This is a genomic window from Photobacterium aphoticum (assembly GCF_001029435.1).
GTDB classification, from domain to species: domain Bacteria; phylum Pseudomonadota; class Gammaproteobacteria; order Enterobacterales; family Vibrionaceae; genus Photobacterium; species Photobacterium aphoticum.
In genome coordinates, this window is sequence record NZ_LDOV01000033.1 from 25,621 (window position 1) to 48,975 (window position 23,355).

The window sequence follows — 23,355 nt, forward strand, 5'->3', positions numbered from 1 at the left end:
GAGGCTTTTTTTATGGTGTTATTTTCATATATAGTTAAAAGAAGACAATAAACCATGACGCAGGGAGGGCGAATAGGGATGTCATCGCCCAAGATCAGTTTACTGTTAACCGGGGGTGGCGCACGGGCGGCCTATCAGGTCGGAGCCCTCAAAGCCATTGCCGAGTGGTATCCGCGTGTCCATCACAGCCCTTTCACCATCTACAGCGGGACCTCCGCCGGGGCCATCAATGCCATTTCACTGGCCAGTTATGCATCGTGTTTTCGCTTAGGGATCAAAAAGTTGGAGTGGCTATGGTCACGCCTGCACAGCCGCCGCATTTTTACCACCAGCGCCTTAGGCACAACGGGGTATCTGGCCAAACAAGGCTTTGCCCGCTTTCAGGCCACACACCATGAACGGCCGCCTTTTGGCCTGCTCAACAACCGCCCTTTGCGTCAGTTGCTCAATCAGGTCAACAACTACCCGCGATTAGAAAAACAAATTGCAGCGGGCCATTTACACGGCATTGCGATCACCGCTTCCAGCTACAAAAGCGGGCATTCCGTCAGTTTTTTTCAAGGCCATCCGTCCATCCCTGAATGGGACAGAGCCAAATCTAAAGGCCGTCGTACCCTGATCGGGACCGACCACCTGCTGGCGTCCGCCGCCATTCCACTGGTGTTCCCGGCGACACGATTAGGACAAAGCTATTACGGCGATGGCTCCATTCACCAACTGGCTCCGCTGCGCCCGTCATTGAAAATGGGGGCTGACCGCATTCTGATCATCGACCTCATCAATCAGCAAGACAGTGAGCCCGATCACCGCCAGGCACCGGGGCTGGCGACACTGGGCGGCCACCTGATGGACACCATTTTCAGTGACACGCTGGCCGCCGATTTAGAAAACCTGTCACGCACCAATGCCTTACTCGGAGAATTAGCACGCCATCCCAATCCCACTTCCCGCCACAATGGCATGCGTCAAATCGACCATATCCACCTCTCTCCCAGCCAATCCTTTGAACCGCTGGCACAGCAGTTCTATAGCCATCTGCCGCCCACCACCCGTGCCTTAATGCGGCTGATTGGGATCAGTCCAAAAAATGACGCCGCCATCACCAGCTACTTGCTGTTTGAGCCGGCCTATATCCAAGCCCTGATACAAATGGGCTATGAAGATACCCAAGAAAAAGAGGCCGAGCTTCGCACTTTTTTAAACAAATCATCACCCTATTGATATATTTATTCGTTAACTATTGAAATGTCGACACAATTCCATATAGTGACGCTCCTAACAATTTTTTGACGCTCGTATGAAATCTCAAACCCAGATCTCTGAAAATACAGCACAAAATTGCAAACCAAGAACCAAACCGCTTGGGGCTGATCAGCGCCTGCTGATCCTGCAAAAACTGCAAGGCAAGCTCGATCTACACCTGCTGTTTGAAATCCTTGCGCGTGAAATTGAAAAACAAATCGATATCTGCCGTTTGATCTGGGAGCAGGATGAAACAGCCACGCTCGTGCGCCGAGGCACTGCCAGCGATTATCGCCAGGCGTTCCTGCTGCGCTACAACCAGCAAGAATTGGGCAAACTGCAATACCACACCCCGTATCCGTTAGATCGCGATGAAGTGAACCTGCTGCACACCTACCACCGTTTGTTTGCCGGCCCGCTGATCAACGCACTGGAATACCGCCGCGTAAAACACATGGCACTGCGCGATTATCTGTCAGGCCTCGGTAACCGTGGCCGGTTTGAGCAAGATCTCCACCACGCCTTGGCCATGAGTGAACGCCGTCAGGTGGGATTATCACTGGTGATGTTTGACTTGGATAACTTCAAACAGGTCAACGATCGCTTCGGACACCCGGATGGCGATAAAGTGATCCGTCACTTCTCTACCCTATTGAAAAAAGCCGTGCGCGCCTCTGATCGCTGCTACCGCATTGGGGGCGATGAATTTGCTGTACTCTTGCAACCGGCCAGTGATGATTCTGCCCAACATGTGATCCGCCGTATTCAGCAACTGATGCAGGCCGATGCAACGTTGCAAACCCTGCAGATCGGCTGCTCCTGTGGCTATGCGAACCATCTGCACGGTGACACCGTGACCACCCTGGTTGACCGCGCTGACCGCCACCTCTACCAACACAAACGCAATAAGTGATTTCCCCCTCACGCTTGACCTCTGGTATAGTGCCTATATCGGCCTGACACATAAGTGATGTGCAGCGAAACAGTCATTTCATCAGCGTCTTAACGCGCTCGCGACAGATACTGATGAAATCACTGTTTAAGGAAGAAAACCGATGAAAGTTTATGAATGCTGCGAACTGATCCGTATGACTTACGCACAAATTGGTGGCGGTGAGTTGGGTTACATTCCCAATGCCATTCACTGTGCGGTGAAAACGCTCGATTTCATTGCCAGCGATGAGAACTTACCGAAAGACACCCGTGAGCGTGCGGCCTTTGCAGCGGCTAACCTGCTAATGAGCGATCACGAGGACGCCTAATGAACCTGAGTAATTTTGAAAAGATGGATCCGGTGATGCTGATGAGCATCGTCAATATGAAGATCCGTGATGAGTTTGGTGATCTGGATGCGTTAGTGAAATACTACGACATCGACAAAGATACCCTGGTTGCCAAATTGGCGGCGGCAGGCTTTGATTACCTGCCGGATGCAAAACAATTCCGCTAAGTCGAATTGACGTACATACATCAAGCAAGCGCAGCAACTTACTCACACAAAAAACGGAAGCCGAGGCTTCCGTTTTTTTATGCACTGATGAAACGTGACCGGTGGGTTATCCTTCCCGTAGGATTAACCTTTAAAGACCGGCAGTACATTCGCCATTGCCAGCAAGTGGAAGGCTGCCGTCAGCACACCAAAGGTAATCACCACATTAATCGTCAGACTGCCCCCCGGTACCACAAAGCCCTCTTGCGCCGGTACACGCTGACGCAGCGCTTTTGCCAACATCGCAGGGATGATACACGCCCAAATCGTCGCAGCAGCCCCAGCCAGACCAATCGCGGTCACAAAACCAAACGGCGCAATCAACGAGAACACCAAGGGTGGCAAGAAAGTCACCGCCCACGTTTTCAGACGACCGGTACGGGTATCTTCAAAGCCAAAGAAATCCGCTAAGTAATCAAACACGCCCAGACCCACACCGATGAACGAAGAGACAACCGCCGCAATCGAGAAAATATTCAGTGCTTGCTTAATGCTGGTCGAGTCAATGCCGTTGGTCAGTGCTGACAACAATGCATCCACACCCCCACCCGCAGATACAACCGGACCAAAGGCTTCACGCGGCAAGTTACCAAAAATACAGATCACCCACACCAGATAGAACGTCAGTGCAATCGCGGTACCAGCAAGAATGGCTTTTTTCGCTCGCTGCTCATCTTGGTAGTAATCACGCATGGTACTCACTGAATGGTGATAACCAAACGAGGTCAGCGCAACAGGCAACAAGGCCAATGCATAGGCGGAGTACGAGGTATCGGCATCACTCACTGAGAACAAGGTCGGTACGCTGATCTGCGACGCCAAACCGGAAATCCCCAAAGCAAAACTGATGATCATAAACAAAATGAGCACAATGGAGATACGGTCAACCGCGCGGGTCGAGTGCAAGACAAACGCCGAGCACAACGCCACAAACAAGACGGATGCCAACTCACTGCTCACGCCCAACATGCCGCTGAAAATGTCTCCTGACGTTGAGATGTAGGCATAAAGCAAAATGCCCCCCACAAAATACAACGACAGGTTATTGATGAAGTTTACTTTTTTACTCAATACGTCTTTGGCAACGGTATTGAATGAGGATTTGAAGTCGTAATGTTTGAGCGCTTCAAGCAATAACCAGCCCGACAAGGTCATCATGATCATGGTGACGGAAATGGCGACCACGCTCCACACTGTCCACGCACCGGCTCCTGCACTTGGCAACCCTAACATACCGGCGCCGACGCACACGCTAGCGATAATACATGCCCCTCCAAGGGTGGACGGTTTACTCATAACGACTCCTAAACAACGCTAAATGTATCAGTGTGCTAGTACAATAATATGTTCCGATTATTTAAGCAACTGAAGATTATCTTTTTATCGAAAATCGCGAGGGGCAGTATTTCCTGTTATGAGAGAAAAATGCGCCACATAAAAAAAGGCACAGGATCCTTTTACCGATCCTGTGCCTGATGTCGCTTCTCTCAATGCGTCTGTTATTTCAGCAGTGCTACTTCAGCGATGTATTACTTCAGTTGTGAATAGTACGCCGCGAGATTAGCCATATCCTGATCGTTGAGCATCATTGCCATCGGCTGCATCACTTGTGCCATGCCGCCGGTACGCTCTTTATTCTTATACGCTTTTAACGCGTTGATCAGGTACTGCGCATCCTGACCTTTCAGATGCGGGTAACCCGGAATGGCCGAGATCCCCTCCACCCCGTGGCATGACGCACAGATCATGGATTTGGCTTTTCCGGCTTCAGCATCACCGGCGGCCATGGCAGGAGAAACCATCATGGTCATCAATAGTGCACAAGTTAAACGTGTTTTCATTGTATCCTCGTTCTCTTTTTTATTTCCCGTGTTCTTGTCATTCATCAACACATGCCTGATCGCGCGGAGACCAAACAATGTCACAGACATGGCTACCACCACCACCCGCATCGTCATAAGCCTCACCCGCAAATGCCTGCACCACAAATAATCCTGCCACGGCGACCAACTGATCACCGTAAAAAATCAGCGGCAAACGACGACGTTGCCAGCTCGGCACACCGTATTCCTGATACAGTTTCTTCAGCTTGCGTTTACCGACCCGGCCCACCGGACACACTTCCACGCCGGCCGGCGCGGCAAAACGGATGGTAACAGGCTCGGTTTCATGGGGTAATCGTAGTCGACCGACGACGGACGATGCCGGTAATTCCAAATCCTGCACTTTCGGATTTTGCGGTTGTACAGTTTGCGGGTGTACAGAAAGACGTTGCAGACACAACGTGCCTAACCCACTCGGCAACACACACGGCGTATCGACCGTACATGTCAGCACCACATGATCAATCGATGCATGGGGTTGCACCACGTACAAGCGCTGCTGAAAACGGCGCAACGTATAGTGATGCCAACACAATTGCGGGTTGGCATCGACCTTGGCATTCACCACACTGTCCCACATTTGCTGTAATTGTGCCTGCGACGGCATCACCAGATCTTGCTGCGCCAACCATAACCGGATCAGGGCTTTGGCTTGTCGCTCACTGCCCAATGCCGTCACGGCCAAGCTGCCATCCGGCTGCACCGCCTGCGCCAATTGCGCGGCCAGTAAGTCTTCCAATAAACGCTCTTGCTCGGCACACAAACTGGCGCTGCGAGCAACCGCTTTGCGGATCCCCGGCCAACGGGCGGTCAGCAAGGGCGTCACCTGATGGCGCAGAAAATTGCGATCGTAACGCTCATCCTGATTACTCTCATCCTCGACCCACTCCAGTTGATGAGCATGAGCATACTGTTCGATCTCTGTCCGTGACACACCCAGTAACGGACGGCAATGCAGCCCTTCACCGAAGGCCATTTGTGCTGGCATGGCGGATAACCCTGCCGGGCCACTGCCGCGCTTTAAGGCGAGCAAAAACGTTTCCAGCTGATCATCAGCATGCTGGGCGGTCAGCAGCACCGTATTCGCATCGACATGCTTATTCAGCGCCTGATAACGGGCATCTCGCGCCAGTTGTTCGATGCTCTCACCAGAGCCTGTCGGCAATGTGACATGCTCCACCACACAAGCCATACCGGCCTCTTTCGCCCAGGCTTCACATTGCGCCGCCCACGTATCGGCATTGGCACTCAGTCCATGATGCACATGCACCGCCTGACACGTCACCTCAGGATGCGCTTGTTGGTATCGCGCCAGTAAATGCAACAGCACACGCGAGTCCATACCGCCACTGAAGGCAAGCACAAAGCGAGAGGGAGAATAAGCACGCAGGACAGAATCTAACTGGGGGTACAACATGGCAGGCCATCCGACAGGCAAACAAACGAAGAGAGGAGCAGTATATCAAAAGCCGTATCTCACCCACAGCGCCGTGATTGTTGTTACCGCGAAACAACAGGCACAAAAAAGGCCAGCCGTGGCTGACCTTTTGGTGTTCATCTGCTGGCTATCAACAGTAGCCGTAGCTCATCAGACGCTCGTAACGACGCGCCAATAGCGCTTCGCTGTCCATCTGATCCAAATCCGCCAACGTGGTCAGGATCTGCTGCTTCAATGAGGCTGACATCGTCGCCACATCGCGGTGTGCACCACCCAATGGTTCTTCTACGATGTTGTCGATCAGCGACAATTCTTTCAGACGCTCAGCCGTCATACCCATGGCTTCTGCTGCCTGTGGGGCTTTATCCGAGTCACGCCATAGGATAGACGCACACCCTTCTGGTGAAATCACCGAGTAAGTGGAGTACTGCAGCATGTTCACACAGTCACCCACACCGATCGCCAATGCACCGCCTGAGCCGCCTTCGCCCACCACGTTACAAATCACCGGCACTGTCAGGCCAGCCATCGCTTTTAGGTTAGCCGCGATCGCTTCAGACTGACCACGCTCTTCCGCGCCCACACCCGGGTAAGCACCGGCGGTATCGATAAACGTGATGATTGGCATCTGGAAACGCTCTGCCATTTTCATCAGACGCAGGGCTTTGCGGTAACCTTCCGGCTTAGGCATGCCGAAGTTACGCAATACTTTTTCTTTGGTCTCACGGCCTTTTTGGTGACCGATCACCATCACAGGACGACCATCCAGACGCGCGATACCGCCAACCAGTGCCTTGTCATCAGCAAAAGCACGGTCGCCAGCCAATTCATCAAACTCTGTAAACATATGTTCGATGTAATCCAGCACGTACGGACGCTGTGGATGACGCGCCAGTTGGGCAACCTGCCAAGCACCTAAATCGTTAAAGATTTTTTTGGTTAGCTCTAGGCTCTTCTTTTCAAGTTGCTCAATTTCTTTATGTAAATCAACCGATTCAGAATCATCACGGCTAGATACATCACGCAATGCTTCAATTTTGGCTTCCAGCTCTGCAATCGGCTGTTCAAACTCAAGGAAGTTCAGGCTCATACCACTTCAATCCTTTTGCTCATAATCATTCATGTCAGCAATAACTATGGGCTTACTTAATTAAACTCAAGCTCGACCTGCTTCTCACCCAGTAATATTTTGAGATCTGAGATGAGTTGATCCGCAGGGGTGACACGCCATTCTGTCCCGAGGGTCAATTTGGCACGTGCGTTCGAGCGCTGATAATACACGTGAACAGGTACAGTACCTGCACGGTGCGGTTCCAGCACACGGCTGAAACGTTCAAAAAACTGTTGATCGATCTGTTCTTCTGTCACGGAAATCGCCAACCCTCGCAGGTGCTTTTCACGCGCATCAGAGATATCTAGCACTTCTCTGGCGGACATTTTAAGGCCCCCATTGAAATCATCAAAGCTGACCTGTCCGGTCACTACCACAATTCTATCTTTTTCAATCAGATCCAGGTAGCGATCCAGTGCTTCAGAATACAGCATGACCTCCATTCGACCAGAACGGTCATCCAGGGTCAACAGGCCAATGCGGGTTCCGCGCTTGGTGGTCATCACACGGGCGGCAATCACCAGGCCCGCCACACTCACCACTTTGTCACGCCCTGTCGGGTGCGCATCCTTCAAACGCCACGTGGTGTAGTGCTTCAGCTCTGACACATAAGCGTTGATCGGGTGGCCCGTCAGGTACAGACCCAGCGTCTCGCGCTCCCCTTCCAGCCAGACTTTCTCTGGCCATTCCGGGATATTGGCGTACTTGTGTTCTACCTCTTCCGGCGCATCCGTCAGTACCCCGAACATGTCGGTCTGACCAAAGGCTTCCGCCTGATGGTGCTGGCTGGCAGCGCGGATCGCATCGTCCAGCGTCGCCATCATCGCCGCACGGTTCGGGCCTAATCGGTCCATCGCGCCGGCTTTGATTAATTTTTCCAGTACGCGTTTATTGACTTTTTTGGTGTCAATTCGGGCACAGAAATCGAACAAGTCTTTAAAGTGGCCGCCTTTTTCGCGCGCCGCAATGATGTTCTCGATCGGGCCTTCACCGACCCCTTTCACCGCGCCGATACCGTACACAATCGCGCCGTTATCGTCCACGTTAAAGCGGTACAGGCCTTTGTTCACATCCGGCGGCAACAAGGTCAGCTTCATGCGCAGACACTCATCCACCAGACCGATGATCTTGTCGGTGTTATCCATATCGGCGGTCATTACCGCTGCCATGAATTCTGCCGGATAGTGCGCTTTTAACCACAGCGTTTGGTAAGACACCAGTGCGTAGGCAGCGGAGTGGGATTTGTTAAAGCCGTAGCCCGCAAACTTTTCCACCAAGTCGAAGATTTTCATCGCCAACTCGCCATCAACGCCATTGTTCACCGCACCCTCTTCAAAGGTGGCACGCTGCTTGGCCATTTCTTCCGGCTTTTTCTTACCCATCGCACGACGCAACATGTCGGCACCACCCAAGGTGTAACCGGACAGTACCTGTGCGATCTGCATAACCTGTTCCTGATACAGGATGATGCCATAGGTCGGATCGAGGATCTCTTTCAACGACTCGTGCTGCCACGTCGCATCCGGGTAAGAGATCTCTTCACGGCCGTGCTTACGGTCGATGAAGTTATCTACCATGCCTGACTGAAGCGGGCCCGGACGGAACAGGGCCACCAGTGCGATCATGTCTTCGAAACAGTCCGGCTGCAGACGCTTGATCAGATCTTTCATGCCGCGTGATTCGAGCTGGAATACCGCCGTCGATTCTGAACGTTGCAGCATGGCAAAGGACTTGGCGTCCGCCATTGGGATGGCCGCAATGTTCACCGGCTCCTTCCCTTCCGCTTCCAAGCGAGGGTTAATCATCCCTAACGCCCAGTCGATGATGGTCAGGGTACGCAGACCCAAGAAGTCGAACTTCACCAGACCGGCAGTTTCCACGTCGTTTTTATCGAACTGGGTGACCGGGTTGCCGCCCTCGGCATCACAGTACAGCGGCGCAAAATCGGTGATCGTGGTTGGCGAGATCACCACACCACCGGCGTGTTTACCGGCGTTACGGGTCACCCCTTCCAGAATACGACACATGTCGATCAGATCTTTGACCTCTTCATCAGAGTCATACATCTGCGGTAACTGTGGCTCAGCCTCAAAGGCTTTCGCCAGCGTCATCCCAGGCTCTGCCGGGATCAGTTTGGAAATACGGTCAACGAAACCATATGGGTGACCCAGTACACGGCCTACGTCGCGAATTACCGCTTTCGCCGCCATGGTACCGAACGTGATGATCTGTGATACCGCATCACGGCCGTACATTTCCGCCACGTGATCGATAACCTGATCACGCTTATCCATACAGAAGTCGATATCGAAATCGGGCATGGAGACACGTTCAGGGTTCAGGAATCGTTCGAACAGCAGGTCAAATTCCAGCGGATCCAGATCGGTGATGTCCAAGGCATAAGCCACCAATGAACCGGCACCCGACCCTCGGCCCGGTCCTACCGGTACCCCGTTATCTTTCGACCACTGGATGAACTCCATCACGATCAGGAAGTAACCCGGGAAGCCCATCTGGTTGATCACTTTCAGCTCGACATCCAGACGCTCGTCGTATTCCGGACGGCGCTCTGCGCGCACCGCTTCATCCGGGAACAAAAACGCCAGACGACGTTCCAGACCTTCTTTGGACTTCTCTACCAGGAAGTCTTCGATGCTCATGTCACCAGTCGGGAAGTTAGGCAGGAAGTATTCCCCCAAACGCACCGTCACGTTACAACGTTTGGCGATTTCCACACTGTTTTCCAGCGCTTCAGGAATGTCGGCAAACAAGGCACACATTTCTTCTTCGCTGCGCAGATACTGTTGATTGCTGTACAGTTTCGGGCGGTTAGGATCAACCAGGGTGTAACCGTCATGGATAGACACGCGGATTTCGTGGGCATCAAATTGATCGGACGTCAAAAAGCGCACATCATTGGTGGCCACAACCGGCAAATCCGCATTCTCAGCCAATTCGATGGCAAAGTGCAGGTAAGCTTCTTCATCCGGACGGCCGGTACGTACCAGCTCCAGATAATAGGCATCCGGGAAATAGGTTTGATAAAACGCCACACATTTGTCGACCATCTGCTGGTTGCCTTTAAGCAAGGCTTTGCCGACATCACCGGTTTTGCCCCCAGAGAGCAAAATCAAGCCTTTGGCATGCTCCACCAGCCACGCTTTGTCCATCACAGGCATATGCTGTACATGGCCACGCTGGTAGGCTTTGGAGATCAACATGGTCAGGTTCTGGTAGCCTTCGTTATCGGCTGCCAGTACGGTCAGATCCCACAACTCATCCCCCATCTCTTCCGACATCACTTTGAAGTCGGCACCAATGATAGGTTTCATGCCTGCGCCGTGCGCCGCATAGTAAAACTTCACCAAACCACAAAGGTTAGTGAAATCGGTCAGTGCCATTGCAGGCATGCCCATGCCCGCCACGGTTTTAACCAGTGGGCCGACCTTGGAAAGGCCATCGACCATTGAGAAGTCACTGTGGACACGTAGATGAATAAAGCGAGGATCAGCCATGACTAACCAGTTTCTATGTGTGGGTAAAACAAAGAAGGTGATTATAGCCCAAAGCACTCTCGCTGTTGACTGTAATCACCTTCAATAGGGTATTTGCTGTGCGACAAAGTGTGTCACGGCGCAAAGGATGCTGACGACCGTTAGTCCAGTCCCAAAATGCGCTTCACCGGCTTAAAGCTCTTGCGGTGTTGCTCAATCGCACCGTGGGCTTCTAACGCCTCAAAATGTGCCTTGGTCGGGTAGCCTTTGTGCTTGGCAAAACCGTACTGTGGATACTGGGCATCCAGCTCATCCATTTCACGGTCGCGGGTCACTTTGGCCAAAATGGACGCGGCACTGATCTCTGCCACGCGCAAATCGCCCTTCACCACCGCTTGTGCGGCCATTGGCAATGCCGGGATCTTGTTGCCATCCACCAGCACGAAATCCGGCTGAATCGACAAACCGGCAACCGCACGCTGCATCGCCACCATGGTTGCCTGCAAAATGTTCAGCTCATCAATTTCTTCTGGCTCACAACGGCCCAGTGACCACGCCAATGCCTTCTCTTTGATTTCATCAAACAGCAGGTTGCGTTTTTTTTCACTCAGCTTCTTGGAATCGGTCAGCCCTTCAATCGGGTTGTTCGGATCCAAAATCACTGCGGCGGTCACGACCGCGCCCACCAACGGGCCACGACCGACTTCGTCGACGCCTGCAATGCAAGACGCAACCGGGTATTCAAACGGGGGAAATTCTGTTGCCATCGTTTTATCTACTTACAGATTGAGAGAGTGGCGGCCGGTTCTGACCGCCACGATGCGATATGTGGAGCTCGCGGCTTACTTACCGCCCTTTATTTACCAATCAGGGTCAGCACAGCTTGGGCGGCTTTTTTATCCGCATCGCATTTGATCAATTGGTGCAAACGGGTGAACTCAGCCATTAATGCCTGATTGTCCGCTTGGTACTCCGGCGCCAAGAAGCGGTTCACTTCACGGGCCAGATTCTCTGGGGTGCAGTCTTCTTGCAGCAATTCTGGCACCAATTCACGGTCGGCCAAAATATTGGCCAGTGACACGTATTTGGTTTTCAGCATGCGCTTGGCCAGCCACGCGGTCAGCGGTTTGACTTTATAACCCACCACCATCGGACGCTTCACCAGCATACATTCCAGTGCAACGGTGCCTGACGCCAGCAAGACCGCATCGGAGGCAATCATCACATTGCGCGCCGTGTCATCCACCAACACGAAGTCCAGCTCAGGGGCTGTTGCCTGCCACGCTTGCTCAAACTGGGTGCGGCGCTTTTGGTTCACCAAGGCCACCACAAAACCCAAATCCGGGTGTTGCTGTTTCAACAAGCGGCAGGTCTCAATGAATGGCGGAGCCAATAACTCCATCTCGCCACCCCGACTGCCCGGCAGCACGGCCAGCCAGCGTTTGCTGCTGTCTAGACCCAGCAGTTGCTGCGCGGCGTGCTGATCGGTTTCCAGCGGGATCGCATCTGCCATGGTATGGCCGATGAACTCACACGGGACATTGAATTTGTCGTAGAAGGCTTTTTCAAACGGCAGAAAGGCCAAGACCAGATTGGTCGCCGCTTCAATTTTGAAGATGCGTTTCTGACGCCATGCCCACACTGACGGGCTGACGTAATGCACGGTTTTGATCCCGGCATCTTTCAAATCACGCTCCAGGCGCAAGTTGAAGTCCGGCGCATCAATGCCGACAAACACATCCGGCGGGTTGTCCGTGAAATATTTGACCAGCTCGGCTTTCACCTTGAACAGGCGAGGCAAACGGCCCAGGACTTCCACAATCCCCATCACCGCCAACTCTTCCATGTCAAACAAGGTTTCACAGCCTTCGGCCTGCATGCGCGGGCCGGCAATGCCGACAAACTCCGCATCCGGATACTGCGCACGCACGGCTTGCATAAAACCGGCACCTAAAATATCGCCGGAGATCTCCCCGGCGACAATTCCTATACGAAGTGGCTTCGTCATATTAGCGAATGATTCCGCGTTCTGAGTTGTTAATCGCATCCAGGAAGCGACCCACTGACGGCCACTCTTCAGCCATCTCAGCCAGTACCGGCTTCACTTCTGCCAGCGTTTTACCCGAGCGGTACAGCTCTTTGTAAGCGCGACGCAGGGCATGCAGTTCCGGCTTTTCAAAACCGTTACGCTGCAGGCCAACCAGGTTCAGGCCAAACGGTGACGCGTGGTTACCTTGTGCCAGTACGTAAGGCGGTACGTCTTGTACCACCGCCGAACAACCACCGATGTAGCTATAAGCACCAACGGTACAGAACGGGTGAATGGCAGACAGTGCCATCACGCCGGCGTAATCGCCCACGGTCACATGGCCACCCAGAATCGAGTTATTGCCAATGTGAGTGTGGTTACCGATCACCACGTCGTGTGCCACGTGCGCGTTCACACACAGCAGGTTGTCGTTACCGACAATGGTCACGCCTTTGTCTTGTACCGTACCACGGTGGATCTGAACACTTTCACGGATCACGTTGCGATCGCCGATTTCTAGGCGAGTCGGTTCACCGTTGTATTTCTTGTCCTGACACTCTTCACCGATGATCGCGTAAGCAAATACACGGTTCTCATTACCCATGGTCGTTGGACCTTTGATCACAACGTGGGACATGATTTCGTTGCCTTCGCCGATCACGACATCTTTTGCGATGTAAGTAAACGGACCAACAGTGGTGTTAGCACCGATCACTACACCGTCTTCAATCACCGCTGACGGGTGGATTTGCGCAGTTTCGTGGATCATTAGAATTCTCGTCTTGCACATTTCAGCTCAGCAGAACACACCACTTGGTCGTCCACTTTTGCTACACCGTTAAACATCGCAATGCCACGGCGCTCTTTGAGGAATTCCACTTCGATGATCATCTGATCACCCGGGCCAACTGGCTTGCGGAATTTTGCGTTGTCGATACTTGCAAAGTAGTAAAGCTCATTTTCCGCCGGCGCACCAAATGTTTTGAATGCCAACAGGCCCGTTGCCTGTGCCATCGCTTCAAGGATCATTACGCCTGGGAACACGGGCATTTTAGGGAAATGGCCAGTGAATTGCGGTTCGTTGACCGACACGTTTTTAATCGCCGTCAGGGTTTTGCCTTCTTCATAATGGGTTACGCGATCAATCATCAGGAACGGGTAACGGTGAGGAAGAAGCTCTTGAATCTCGGTGATATTCAGCGTTTTATTTTCGCTAGTCAAAACTGAATTCCTGTCTAGTCAAATAGGGAAAAGGGCGTGTGCAAGCAACACGCAAAGCGGCCTCTCACGCGGGGGCCGCTTGCCACAAAGGCGCGATTATTCGCCTTTCTCGGTCAGTTGTTTTTCAACGGCTTTGAGACGTTTGTTCATCTCATCAATCTTCATCACGCGGGCTGCGGTCTTACGCCACTCACGGTTTGGCTGCAATGGAATACCTGAAGAGAACATACCTTTCTCTTCAATACTACGCATTACCATGCCCATACCGGTGATGGTCACGCCATCAGCAATTTCGATGTGGCCGTTCAGTACCGACGCACCGCCGATGATGCAGTATTTACCGATCTTAGTACTACCAGCAACAATTGTACCACCCGCCATCGCTGTACCATATCCGATCTGCACGTTGTGCGCGATTTGCATCTGGTTGTCGATAATCACATTATCTTCAATGATGGTGTCATCCAGCGCACCACGGTCAATGGTGGTACACGCGCCGATTTCCACACGGTTACCAATGCGTACGGTACCCAGCTGCGGGATCTTCACCCACTCGCCTTTCTCGTTCGCGTAACCAAAACCGTCAGCACCAATCACCGTGCTTGACTGAACCAGACACTGCTCACCCAGCACCACGTTGTGGTAGATGGTCACGTTTGCCCACAGTTTGGTGTTCGCACCAATCTCTGCGTTTTTACCGATGAAACAGCCCGCGCCAATTTGCACGTTGTCGCCCAGACGCACACCCGCTTCAATCACGGCATTGTGGCCAATTGACACGTTCTGACCCAACACAGCGGTAGGATCGATAAACGCAGACGGCGCAATATCGCTGGCCGCCGCTGGCGTGCTATCCAGCAACTGTGCCACGCGTGCGTAGCACACGTAAGGGTCATTCACGATCAACGCATTACCGGCGAAGTATTCTGCATCGCCCGCGCGTAGCATCACGGCAGAGGCTTTACATTCTGCCAGCATCTTGCGGTACTTACTGTCGGATAGGAAGGTGATTTGTCCTTCTCCCGCTTTCGCGGTACCAGCTAGAGAGTGGACTTCCACAGAGCCGTCACCACGTAGCTCTGCACCCAATTTATCTGCCAGTTCAGCAAGAGTAATCGCAGCCATTATTCACCTTTTTATCTATTCTTCTGTTAGTGCGGCCTATTGCCTACCAACCGGCAATGTGATCCACGTTGGCCGAATCTCATTCCGCTTGGTAAGACCAGTCAAATTTACCGGACACCAATATAAAACAAGTCGAAAGTATGGAGTTTACCAAAGTCCCCCCCATCCTTTCGACTTCTCTTTTGTGTTTCTCAATGAGAAAGGCGCTGACGCCTTATTTCACCGCAGAAATCACTTTAGACGATAGATCGTCTTTTGGATTTGCGTATAGTACGGCGTTCGCATCCACAACCAGATCATAGCCTTCACGCTTTGATACTTCCTGAATCGCAGTACGGATTTTCTTCACTAACTTCTGCTCTTCTTCTGCACCACGACGACGCTGATCTTCCTGAAGGGCTTTCGCTTTCAGTTTATAGTCTGATTCCAGTGCGGCCATTTCACGCTGTAGCTTGGTACGATCGCTCGCGCTCATTAGCTCGCCGTCACGCTTCATCTTATCGACTTTGGTTTTCATGCGGCTTTCAATGCCACGCAATTCGTCGATGCGATCTTTAAACTCTTTACGTAGCTTCTCAGCCACGTTGTAGCGCTGCGCCAATTGCTGCATCGCTTGACCCGTTGCCACATAACCCACTTTCTGCGCCGCTTCAGCCGCTTGCGCGTACATAGATGATGTCACAATCATTAGGCCAAGACCGGCCGCTTTAATCCACTGTTTCAAAGGTATCTCCTTAAATTTTTTAGAATGTTCGACCAATGGTGAAGGTAAAGAATTCTTCATCATCGCCTTCGTATTTCTTGATTGGCTTCGCCACCGAGAATACTAACGGCCCCATTGGTGACATCCACTGTAACGCGGCACCATAAGACGCTCGAATCAAAGAAGGATCAGAATAATCGTGAAGGTATTTACCGTCCGACTCACTCAAATCATATTCTGTATCCCACACGGTACCGGCATCCACAAAGAAGCTGGTACGAATTTGGTTACGGTATTCTTCCGATGCAAATGGCGTAGGTACAATCAGTTCCATACTTGCCAAGGCCACGGCGTTACCACCGGCCGCATCATCCGTACCGATCAACTCTGGGTTGTTACCGCCATTGGTGTAATCCAGGTACACCGCTTTTGGACCCACGGTGTTAGAACGGAAACCACGCAGAGTAGAGAAACCACCGGCATAGTAGTTCTCGTAAAACGGTAGCAACTGATCGCTGCCGTTATCGGTTGTACCATAACCGTTACCGTAGCCTAAGCGGCCACGCAGCAACAAGGTGTAATCCTGCTGCTCGGTGATCGGAATGTACTGACGCACATCGTATTGCGCTTTGAAGAACTGAGCATCAGAGCCCGGGATCGTCATGCGGAACGAGGCACGCTGATGGTTACCCGCCGTTGGGAAGTAACCACGGTTCAAGTTGTTTCGGGTCCACGAAATCGACCAGTTGAAGTCATCCAGCTCGATGGCATTGTCGCCACGGTTAAAGCCGTGGATCGCCTTGAATTTCTCGATCTGGTAGTACTCTTGGGTGTTCGAGATCTTGTTGTGATCGTAACCCAAACCAAATTCGAAGAAGTTCAGTTCATCAAACGGGAAGCCCCATGTCAGGCTCGCACCATAGCTTTGGTTGGTGTAGTCCGAGATGTTTGCATCAGAGGCTTCAAACTCGTTGTAGTACACCTTCCCGCCCAGACTGATACCGTCGAGCGTGAAGTATGGATCACGGTATTCCAAGCTCAGGTTCTTCTGGTAATCGTTCACCATGGCATTGATGCCGAAACGGTTACCGGTACCCAAGAAGTTATCCTGCTGGATACCCGCCTGGAAGCTGATGCCTGATTCGGTACCGTAGCCGACACCAAAGTTGATGTTACCGGCGTTGGCTTCTTTCACGGTGTATTTCAGATCAACCTGATCATCGCTGCCCGGCACACGCACTGTTTGTACGTCCACCGTTTCAAAGAAGCCGGTACGGTTCAAACGCTCTTTACCGCGCTCAACCATGCGAGAGTTCAGCCAGCTGCCTTCCATCTGACGCATTTCACGGCGCAACACTTCATCTTTGGTGGAGGTGTTACCGGAGAACGAAATATCACGCACGTAAATACGCTTGCCCGGCTCAACGTTCACGATCAGGGTTACTTCCTGATTCTCGTCGTCAAAGTCTGGCAGGGTGTTCACTTGCGGGTACGCATAACCCAGCTCGCCCAGCTTACGCTTCAGAGCTTCTTCCAGTGCCGTCACCTGCGCGCCGTTGTACACGTCGCCAGACTTGATGGTCACCAGGCTTTCCAGCTCGGTATCTTTGCCCAACAAGTTGCCGCGTAGCTGCACTTTCTCAACGTTGTACTGTTCGCCTTCGTTGATTTTCAGGGTGATGTACACGCCTTTCTTGTCCGGCGAGATCGCGACCTGTGTCGCGTCCAGACGGTACTTCAGGTAACCGTTGTTCAAATACATTGAACGCAGGGTTTCCAAGTCACCAGCCAGCACCTGCTTCTGGTACTTACGCTCACCAAAGAAGTTCCACCACGGCAAGTCATCTTGCAGGTTGAACTTATCCAGCAACTCTTCGTCCGTAAATACGGTGTTACCGACAAAGTTGATCTGCTCGATTTCAGCCGATACGCCTTCAGTAAACACGAACTTCAGGTCTGCACGGTTACGAGGCAATGGGGTCACCACCGCCTGTACAGATGCGTTGTATTTACCGACGCTGTAGTAGAAATCTTCCAACCCTTTTTCGATTTTACTCAGGGTCGTACGATCGAGGGATTCACCCACGCGAATGCGTGAGGCATCGAGGTTTTCTTTGAGCTGCTCTTCCTTGATAGCCTTGTTACCAGAAAAGGTAATGCTGGCAATCGTCGGGCGTTCCTGTACCGCAACAACCAAGGTGTTACCGTCACGGTAGACTTTGATGTCTTCAAAGTTGCCGGAGGCAAACAACGACTGGATCATTTCGGAGACATCGCGATCATCAATTGTATCACCCACCCTGACCGGCATTTTTAACAATGCCGCCCCCAGCGTCACACGCTGAAGGCCATCAAAGCGGATATCTTCCACTACAAATTGATCCGCACTATGCGCAACACTGCTTCCGAAAAGCAGGGATGCGACCAACAGTTTTTTCATCGCCATTACTGTTCTGATTATTCCTTGCTAAAACGCTCTTATTTAAAGGCGGGTAAAATCATTGAATAGCGCTACGGCCATTAACGCAACCAAAATGGCTGAGCCCACTCTAAAGCCTATTTCCTGAACGCGTTCAGAAACAGGACGACGTGTTACAGCTTCGATGGCGAAGAACATCAAATGTCCACCGTCCAGCACAGGAAGCGGTAATAAATTCACGATACCCAAGTTCACACTGATCAACGCCAAGAAGCCGAGGAATGACAAGATACCGATATCAGCGGTCATCCCTGCCCCTTTCGCGATGGAAATTGGGCCACTTAAGTTTTTCATTGCGACATCGCCGGTTACCAGCTTGGTCACCATATCAAAGGTGATGGTCACCAACTGCCAAGTGCGCTCTGCCGCTTTGCCAATGGCCTCTATCGGACCATATTGCAAATGGATCAAGTTCGCTTCCGGCCACGGGTCACGGGCCGATGCAAAACCGGCGTAACCAATCACCTCGCCATTGTCGAGGGTTTTCGCCGCTGGCGTCAACGGCAGTGAGACTGTCTCCTCACCGCGTTTTACCGTGATGGTCAGTGCCTGCTCTGGGTGTGAGCGAACACTATCCACCACTTGCTGCCACGTGGTCACGGGTTGGTCATCCACAGCCACAATCTTGTCATTTAACCGTAATCCCGCGCGAATTGCTGCTCCGTCTTCCACAAGTTGTGAAATGATTAGCGTAAATTTCGGGTAAAACGGGGTGATCCCCAATGTCGTCAGGACACGCTCGCTTTCCGGATCAAACGACCAATGAGCCAAATCCAGTGTGCGATCGACAATCATACCGCTTTGAGGGTCACGCGCAGTCAGTGACATGCTTTCATCGCCGATGTGGGAAATCATGGCCATGTTGACCGATTCCCAATCTGCAGTTTTGAGTCCCGATATGGATTTTAGTTCCATCCCCGGCACAATTCCTGCCTCAGCCGCAATCGATTGGGGAGCCACCTCGCCAATCACAGGCTTCACCGCCGGCAGACCGACCAGAAACACAATCCAGTAAGCAAAGATAGCAAACAAGAAGTTCGCGATAGGCCCCGCTGCGACAATCGCACTGCGCTGCCACAGTTTTTTGTTGTTGAACGCCATGTGACGACGCTCAGCCGGTACGGCTTCAACACGCTCGTCCAGCATTTTGACGTAGCCGCCCAGCGGGATCATGGCAATGGTGTATTCGGTGCCGTCTTTCCCGACTTTGCGCCACAAGGATTTACCAAAGCCAATCGAGAATTTCTCGACAAACACGCCACAACGGCGGGCAACCCAAAAATGGCCAAATTCATGGACGGCAATGAGGATCCCCAAGGCCAGTAAGAAAGCACCCAGGTTCCACAATAGTCCCATCATAGCGATACCTTTTGAATCAGGGTCTGAGCTGCAATACGTGCTAAGCGATCCAGCTCCAGCACGCCTGCCAAGTCCGTTGGCTCGGTCAGGTTGGCTTGCGCTAACACTTCGCTGTTAATGCGTGCGATGTCAGTGAAGCCCAGACGGTGGTCTAAAAATGCCGCAACAGCCATTTCATTCGCGGCGTTCAAGGTGGTGGTGGCCGCCTGACCACTATAACAAGCATCCATGGCTAATTTAAGGCAAGGATAACGGTTAAAATCTGGCTTAAGGAAGGTAAATTCGCCCACCTGGCTGAAATCTAACGGTGCAACACCGGCGTCTACCCTTTCAGGATAGGCCATGGCGCAGGCGATTGGCGTACGCATATCCGGCAAGCCCATCTGCGCAATCACAGAGCCGTCTTTGTATTGCACCATGGAGTGGATCACCGACTGTGGGTGAATGATCACGTCCATCTGCTCACGCGCCGCATTAAACAACCAGCGCGCTTCAATGTACTCTAAGCCTTTGTTCATCATGGTGGCGGAGTCGACCGAAATCTTTGGCCCCATCGACCAGTTCGGGTGGGCAATCGCCATCGCCGGCGTCACTGCCGCCAACTCGGCCACGTCGGTGTAACGGAACGGGCCGCCTGAGCCAGTCAGCAAGATTTTGCTAACGCCCGCACCCGCCAAGTCGCAGTAACCCATCTGGCGCTGCACGTCGGCTGGCAGGCTTTGGAAGATCGCGTTGTGCTCGCTGTCCACCGGCAGCAATTCCGCGCCGTATTCACGACAGGCGTCGATAAACATCTGGCCTGACATCACCAAGGCTTCTTTGTTTGCCAACAGAATGCGCTTACCGGTTTTCACCGCCGCCATGGTTGGCAGCAAGCCGGCTGCACCCACAATGGCAGCCATCACGGTATCCACTTCGTCCAGCGCGGCAACGTGGCACATGCCCGCTTCACCGGCTAACACTTCGGTAGCGATCTGGTGCTGCTTGAGCATCGCGGCCAATTCCAGCGCCGCACTTTCCGACGCCATCGCGGCATACTTTGGCTGCCACTGCTGGCAAAGCTCAAACATTTTCTGGCTATTGCTGCCTGCCGCCAAGGCGACAACTTCAAACAAATCCGGGTTCTGAGCGGCTACGGCCAGCGTGCTACTTCCGATTGAACCTGTTGCACCAAGAATCGTTAACTTACGCATACTATCACTTAACAAAACAATTTTTTCATCAGACCATAAGATCATGGCAGCCCTGCCGGGGTTCTACCAGTCAGTCATGACCGGCAGTCCCGACAGGGCACAAGAAAAGCGAGGGAGGATCAGACCAACCACAAATACAGTAGGGCGAACACAGGCAGGGCAGCCGTCAGGCTATCAATGCGGTCAAGGACACCACCGTGTCCCGGCAAAATGTGGCTGCTGTCTTTAATGCCAGACACACGCTTGAACATACTTTCAACCAAGTCGCCCAATACCGAAGCCACGACAGTCACTACGGCAATCAGCAACAAGCTGCCGGCGCTGTGGAAAGGAATGTCCATCAATGCCGCACCACCCCATGTCACCACCACGGCCAGCAAGGCACCGCCCACTAAACCTTCAACGGTCTTGTTCGGGCTTACCGCTGGGGCCATTTTGTGTTTACCAAAACGTTTACCGGAGAAATACGCACCGGTATCGGCCGCCCAAACCAATAGGCAGACCAGCAATACCAACTTGGCACCGTGATAAGGAGAGTCGAGGTAATGCACCGCGCGGAGCATCAGCACGCTCCAGAAGAATGGGATTAAGGTCAGTAAACCGAACAGGTATTTTAGAGGAGAGATCCCTGACCACCATGTGGCGCTGCGTGGGTAGGTAATCGCCAATGCCGATGCGATAAGCCACCAGACACCGCCGGTCATCAGCATGGTGTGGTGTGACGTCGCCAGCGTCGACAAGGCTTGTGGATCCGTTGGCATGAACCAGAGCGAAGCCGCTAAGCTAACAACAGGGACAATCATCGCGGCAACGCGTGATTTGGCCTCAACAAATTGTGTCCACTCCCAGAACCCAATCAGGGTAATTGCGGCTAATGCGGCAATAAACGCAGGAAAAGGTAGAAAGAAAATTCCTGCAATAACTAGGGGAGCGAGGATGACTGCGGTGATAATACGTTGCTTAAGCAAACTGCGTCCTCTCGATTTTTCTTCTGTTGCCGGTCAGAAGCACAGCTCTAACCAGAGTGTTGCCATTCCAGACAAACAGCAAAAAAGGCATCAAGACCAAGGTCAGATGCCCCAAAATAAATAATCCCACAACGTCATGACTGACGGGGTATTAATGTTCTAATAATGCTTGAATTTGCTCGCCCGTACAGCCAAAACGGCGTTCGCGGTTAACAAACCAGGCGACAGCTTGGGCAAAGCTAGCCTCATCGAAATCCGGCCAGTGCTGCTCAGTGAAATACAACTCTGCATAAGCGGCTTGCCATAGCATGAAGTTACTGATGCGGCATTCGCCACTGGTGCGGATCAACAAATCTACATCAGGGAGATCGGCTGTGGTTAAGCCTGCAGCCAGCATGTCTTCCGTAATGTCAGAGGCGGTTAAGCCTTGCTCGGCCACTTGTTGGGCCAGGCGTTTGGTCGCTTGTAGGATATCCCACTGGCCACCGTAGTTCGCCGCAACATTGAGTACCATGCCGGTATTGTCGGCGGTCAGTGCTTCAGCTTCCGCAATTTTCTGCTGTAAGCGAGAACTGAAACGAGCGGTATCACCAATAATGCGCAAACGGATATTATTCTTGTGCAGACGCTTCACTTCGCGACCCAGTACTGTCATGAAGAGCTCCATCAATAGGGAAACTTCAGCTTCAGGACGGCGCCAGTTTTCACTACTGAACGCAAACAAGGTCACCACCTTAATCCCTAGGCGGTTCGCTGTAGAAACGGCTTTACGTACAGCTTCTACACCGGCTTTGTGGCCAAACACTCGAGGCTTGCCTTTGGCTTTTGCCCACCGACCGTTTCCATCCATAATGATGGCAACATGTTTAGGTAAGCTCTCCGCGCAAAGTGCAGAATCGATCGTATCTGCCATACCTCTCCCTCAAAAAAAAGCGCTGTGCTGCACGCACAGCGCCCTGAATCTCATTAAGCTTTTAGCACGGTAAGGCGAACCTTACACTTCCATTAGCTCTTTTTCTTTCACTTCTAGGATAACGTCGATTTCCTTCACTGCTGCATCAGTCAGTTTCTGGATGTCGTCCTGTGCACGACGATCGTCATCTTCAGAGATTTCTTTGTCTTTTAGCAGACCTTTCAGGTCGCTGTTCGCGTCACGACGGATGTTACGGATAGCAACACGGCCCTGCTCCGCTTCTGCACGTACGATCTTAACAAGATCGCGACGACGCTCTTCTGTTAGCGGTGGCAATGGAACGCGAATAACGGTACCGGTAGACATTGGGTTTAGGCCAAGGTCAGACATCATGATCGCTTTTTCGATTTTTGGCGTTAGCTCTTTATCGAATACAGTGATTGCCAGTGTACGTGCATCTTCTGCTACCACGTTTGCAAGCTGCTTAAGTGGCGTGTTTGCGCCATAGTACTCAACGTAGATAGTGTCAAGTAGGCTTGGGTGTGCACGGCCAGTACGTACTTTAGCCAGCTGGTTTTTTAGCGCTTCAACGCTTTTGCCCATGCGCTCCTGCGCATCTTGTTTAATTGTATTAATCACGATAAATACCCTTAATCATTCGGTAAATGCGGGATAGGATCCCGTTTAGAGCCCGCCAATGAGGCCGGC

Annotated in this window: 21 protein-coding genes; 4 read left to right on the plus strand and 17 right to left on the minus strand. The window is 52.3% G+C overall.

Annotation, left to right across the window (positions count from 1 at the left end; genetic code table 11):
- Window positions 1-78 precede the first annotated feature (78 nt).
- The 4 genes from ABT58_RS17980 to ABT58_RS17995 all read left to right on the plus strand — a co-directional run bounded on the left by ABT58_RS17980 (window position 79) and on the right by ABT58_RS17995 (window position 2,692).
- Window positions 79-1,221, plus strand: coding sequence for a patatin-like phospholipase family protein (locus ABT58_RS17980; RefSeq protein WP_107205104.1), 1,143 nt, complete (start codon window positions 79-81; stop codon window positions 1,219-1,221).
- A gap of 76 nt (window positions 1,222-1,297) precedes the next feature.
- Window positions 1,298-2,155: a GGDEF domain-containing protein gene (locus tag ABT58_RS17985; RefSeq protein WP_047875833.1), complete on the plus strand. Its 858-nt coding sequence runs from the start codon at window positions 1,298-1,300 to the stop codon at window positions 2,153-2,155.
- Between the two features lie 142 nt (window positions 2,156-2,297).
- On the plus strand, window positions 2,298-2,504 hold the full coding sequence (locus tag ABT58_RS17990; RefSeq protein WP_047875834.1) for a YaeP family protein: 207 nt from the start codon (window positions 2,298-2,300) through the stop codon (window positions 2,502-2,504).
- Window positions 2,504-2,692: a DUF4250 domain-containing protein gene (locus ABT58_RS17995; RefSeq protein WP_047875835.1), complete on the plus strand. Its 189-nt coding sequence runs from the start codon at window positions 2,504-2,506 to the stop codon at window positions 2,690-2,692. The genes ABT58_RS17990 and ABT58_RS17995 overlap by 1 nt, the downstream gene beginning before the upstream one ends.
- A 123-nt stretch (window positions 2,693-2,815) precedes the next feature.
- Here ABT58_RS17995 and ABT58_RS18000 read toward each other — a convergent pair whose 3' ends face one another.
- The 17 genes from ABT58_RS18000 to frr all read right to left on the minus strand — a co-directional run bounded on the left by ABT58_RS18000 (window position 2,816) and on the right by frr (window position 23,286).
- Entirely contained in the window at window positions 2,816-4,027 is a 1,212-nt protein-coding gene (locus ABT58_RS18000) for an aromatic amino acid transporter (protein WP_047875836.1), read from the minus strand.
- Between the two features lie 233 nt (window positions 4,028-4,260).
- On the minus strand, window positions 4,261-4,572 hold the full coding sequence (locus ABT58_RS18005; RefSeq protein WP_047875863.1) for a c-type cytochrome: 312 nt from the start codon (window positions 4,570-4,572) through the stop codon (window positions 4,261-4,263).
- 37 nt (window positions 4,573-4,609) lie between these two features.
- The gene (tilS, locus tag ABT58_RS18010) at window positions 4,610-6,031 is read right to left on the minus strand and encodes a tRNA lysidine(34) synthetase TilS (protein WP_082211152.1); all 1,422 of its coding nucleotides are present in this window, start codon (window positions 6,029-6,031) and stop codon (window positions 4,610-4,612) included.
- A 151-nt stretch (window positions 6,032-6,182) separates the two neighbouring features.
- Window positions 6,183-7,142 (minus strand): acetyl-CoA carboxylase carboxyl transferase subunit alpha, encoded by a 960-nt coding sequence (gene accA, locus ABT58_RS18015; protein WP_047875837.1) that lies wholly within the window; start codon window positions 7,140-7,142, stop codon window positions 6,183-6,185.
- Between the two features lie 56 nt (window positions 7,143-7,198).
- Window positions 7,199-10,678 (minus strand): DNA polymerase III subunit alpha, encoded by a 3,480-nt coding sequence (gene dnaE / locus ABT58_RS18020; protein ID WP_047875838.1) that lies wholly within the window; start codon window positions 10,676-10,678, stop codon window positions 7,199-7,201.
- A 140-nt stretch (window positions 10,679-10,818) separates the two neighbouring features.
- Complete coding sequence (rnhB, locus tag ABT58_RS18025) at window positions 10,819-11,424, minus strand: ribonuclease HII (RefSeq protein ID WP_047875839.1); 606 nt, start codon at window positions 11,422-11,424, stop codon at window positions 10,819-10,821.
- Window positions 11,425-11,513: 89 nt separating this feature from the next.
- Entirely contained in the window at window positions 11,514-12,665 is a 1,152-nt protein-coding gene (lpxB, locus tag ABT58_RS18030) for a lipid-A-disaccharide synthase (RefSeq protein WP_047875840.1), read from the minus strand.
- 1 nt (window position 12,666) lies between these two features.
- Window positions 12,667-13,455: an acyl-ACP--UDP-N-acetylglucosamine O-acyltransferase gene (lpxA, locus tag ABT58_RS18035; RefSeq protein WP_047875841.1), complete on the minus strand. Its 789-nt coding sequence runs from the start codon at window positions 13,453-13,455 to the stop codon at window positions 12,667-12,669.
- Entirely contained in the window at window positions 13,455-13,907 is a 453-nt protein-coding gene (fabZ, locus tag ABT58_RS18040; RefSeq protein ID WP_047875842.1) for a 3-hydroxyacyl-ACP dehydratase FabZ, read from the minus strand. Before fabZ ends, lpxA begins: the two co-directional genes overlap by 1 nt.
- A gap of 96 nt (window positions 13,908-14,003) precedes the next feature.
- On the minus strand, window positions 14,004-15,032 hold the full coding sequence (gene lpxD, locus ABT58_RS18045) for a UDP-3-O-(3-hydroxymyristoyl)glucosamine N-acyltransferase (RefSeq protein ID WP_047875843.1): 1,029 nt from the start codon (window positions 15,030-15,032) through the stop codon (window positions 14,004-14,006).
- Window positions 15,033-15,246: 214 nt separating this feature from the next.
- On the minus strand, window positions 15,247-15,756 hold the full coding sequence (locus ABT58_RS18050; RefSeq protein WP_047875844.1) for an OmpH family outer membrane protein: 510 nt from the start codon (window positions 15,754-15,756) through the stop codon (window positions 15,247-15,249).
- Window positions 15,757-15,775: 19 nt separating this feature from the next.
- Entirely contained in the window at window positions 15,776-18,181 is a 2,406-nt protein-coding gene (bamA, locus tag ABT58_RS18055; protein WP_047875845.1) for an outer membrane protein assembly factor BamA, read from the minus strand.
- Between the two features lie 36 nt (window positions 18,182-18,217).
- On the minus strand, window positions 18,218-19,573 hold the full coding sequence (gene rseP, locus ABT58_RS18060) for a sigma E protease regulator RseP (RefSeq protein ID WP_047875846.1): 1,356 nt from the start codon (window positions 19,571-19,573) through the stop codon (window positions 18,218-18,220).
- On the minus strand, window positions 19,570-20,766 hold the full coding sequence (gene ispC, locus ABT58_RS18065) for a 1-deoxy-D-xylulose-5-phosphate reductoisomerase (RefSeq protein WP_047875865.1): 1,197 nt from the start codon (window positions 20,764-20,766) through the stop codon (window positions 19,570-19,572). The genes rseP and ispC overlap by 4 nt, the downstream gene beginning before the upstream one ends.
- A 119-nt stretch (window positions 20,767-20,885) precedes the next feature.
- Complete coding sequence (locus tag ABT58_RS18070; protein ID WP_047875847.1) at window positions 20,886-21,734, minus strand: phosphatidate cytidylyltransferase; 849 nt, start codon at window positions 21,732-21,734, stop codon at window positions 20,886-20,888.
- A 151-nt stretch (window positions 21,735-21,885) separates the two neighbouring features.
- Window positions 21,886-22,647, minus strand: a complete 762-nt coding sequence (locus ABT58_RS18075; protein ID WP_047875848.1) for an isoprenyl transferase — start codon at window positions 22,645-22,647, stop codon at window positions 21,886-21,888.
- Between the two features lie 81 nt (window positions 22,648-22,728).
- A complete protein-coding gene (gene frr, locus ABT58_RS18080; protein ID WP_047875849.1) occupies window positions 22,729-23,286 on the minus strand; it encodes a ribosome recycling factor in 558 nt (185 codons plus the stop codon).
- Between the last annotated feature and the right edge of the window lie 69 nt (window positions 23,287-23,355).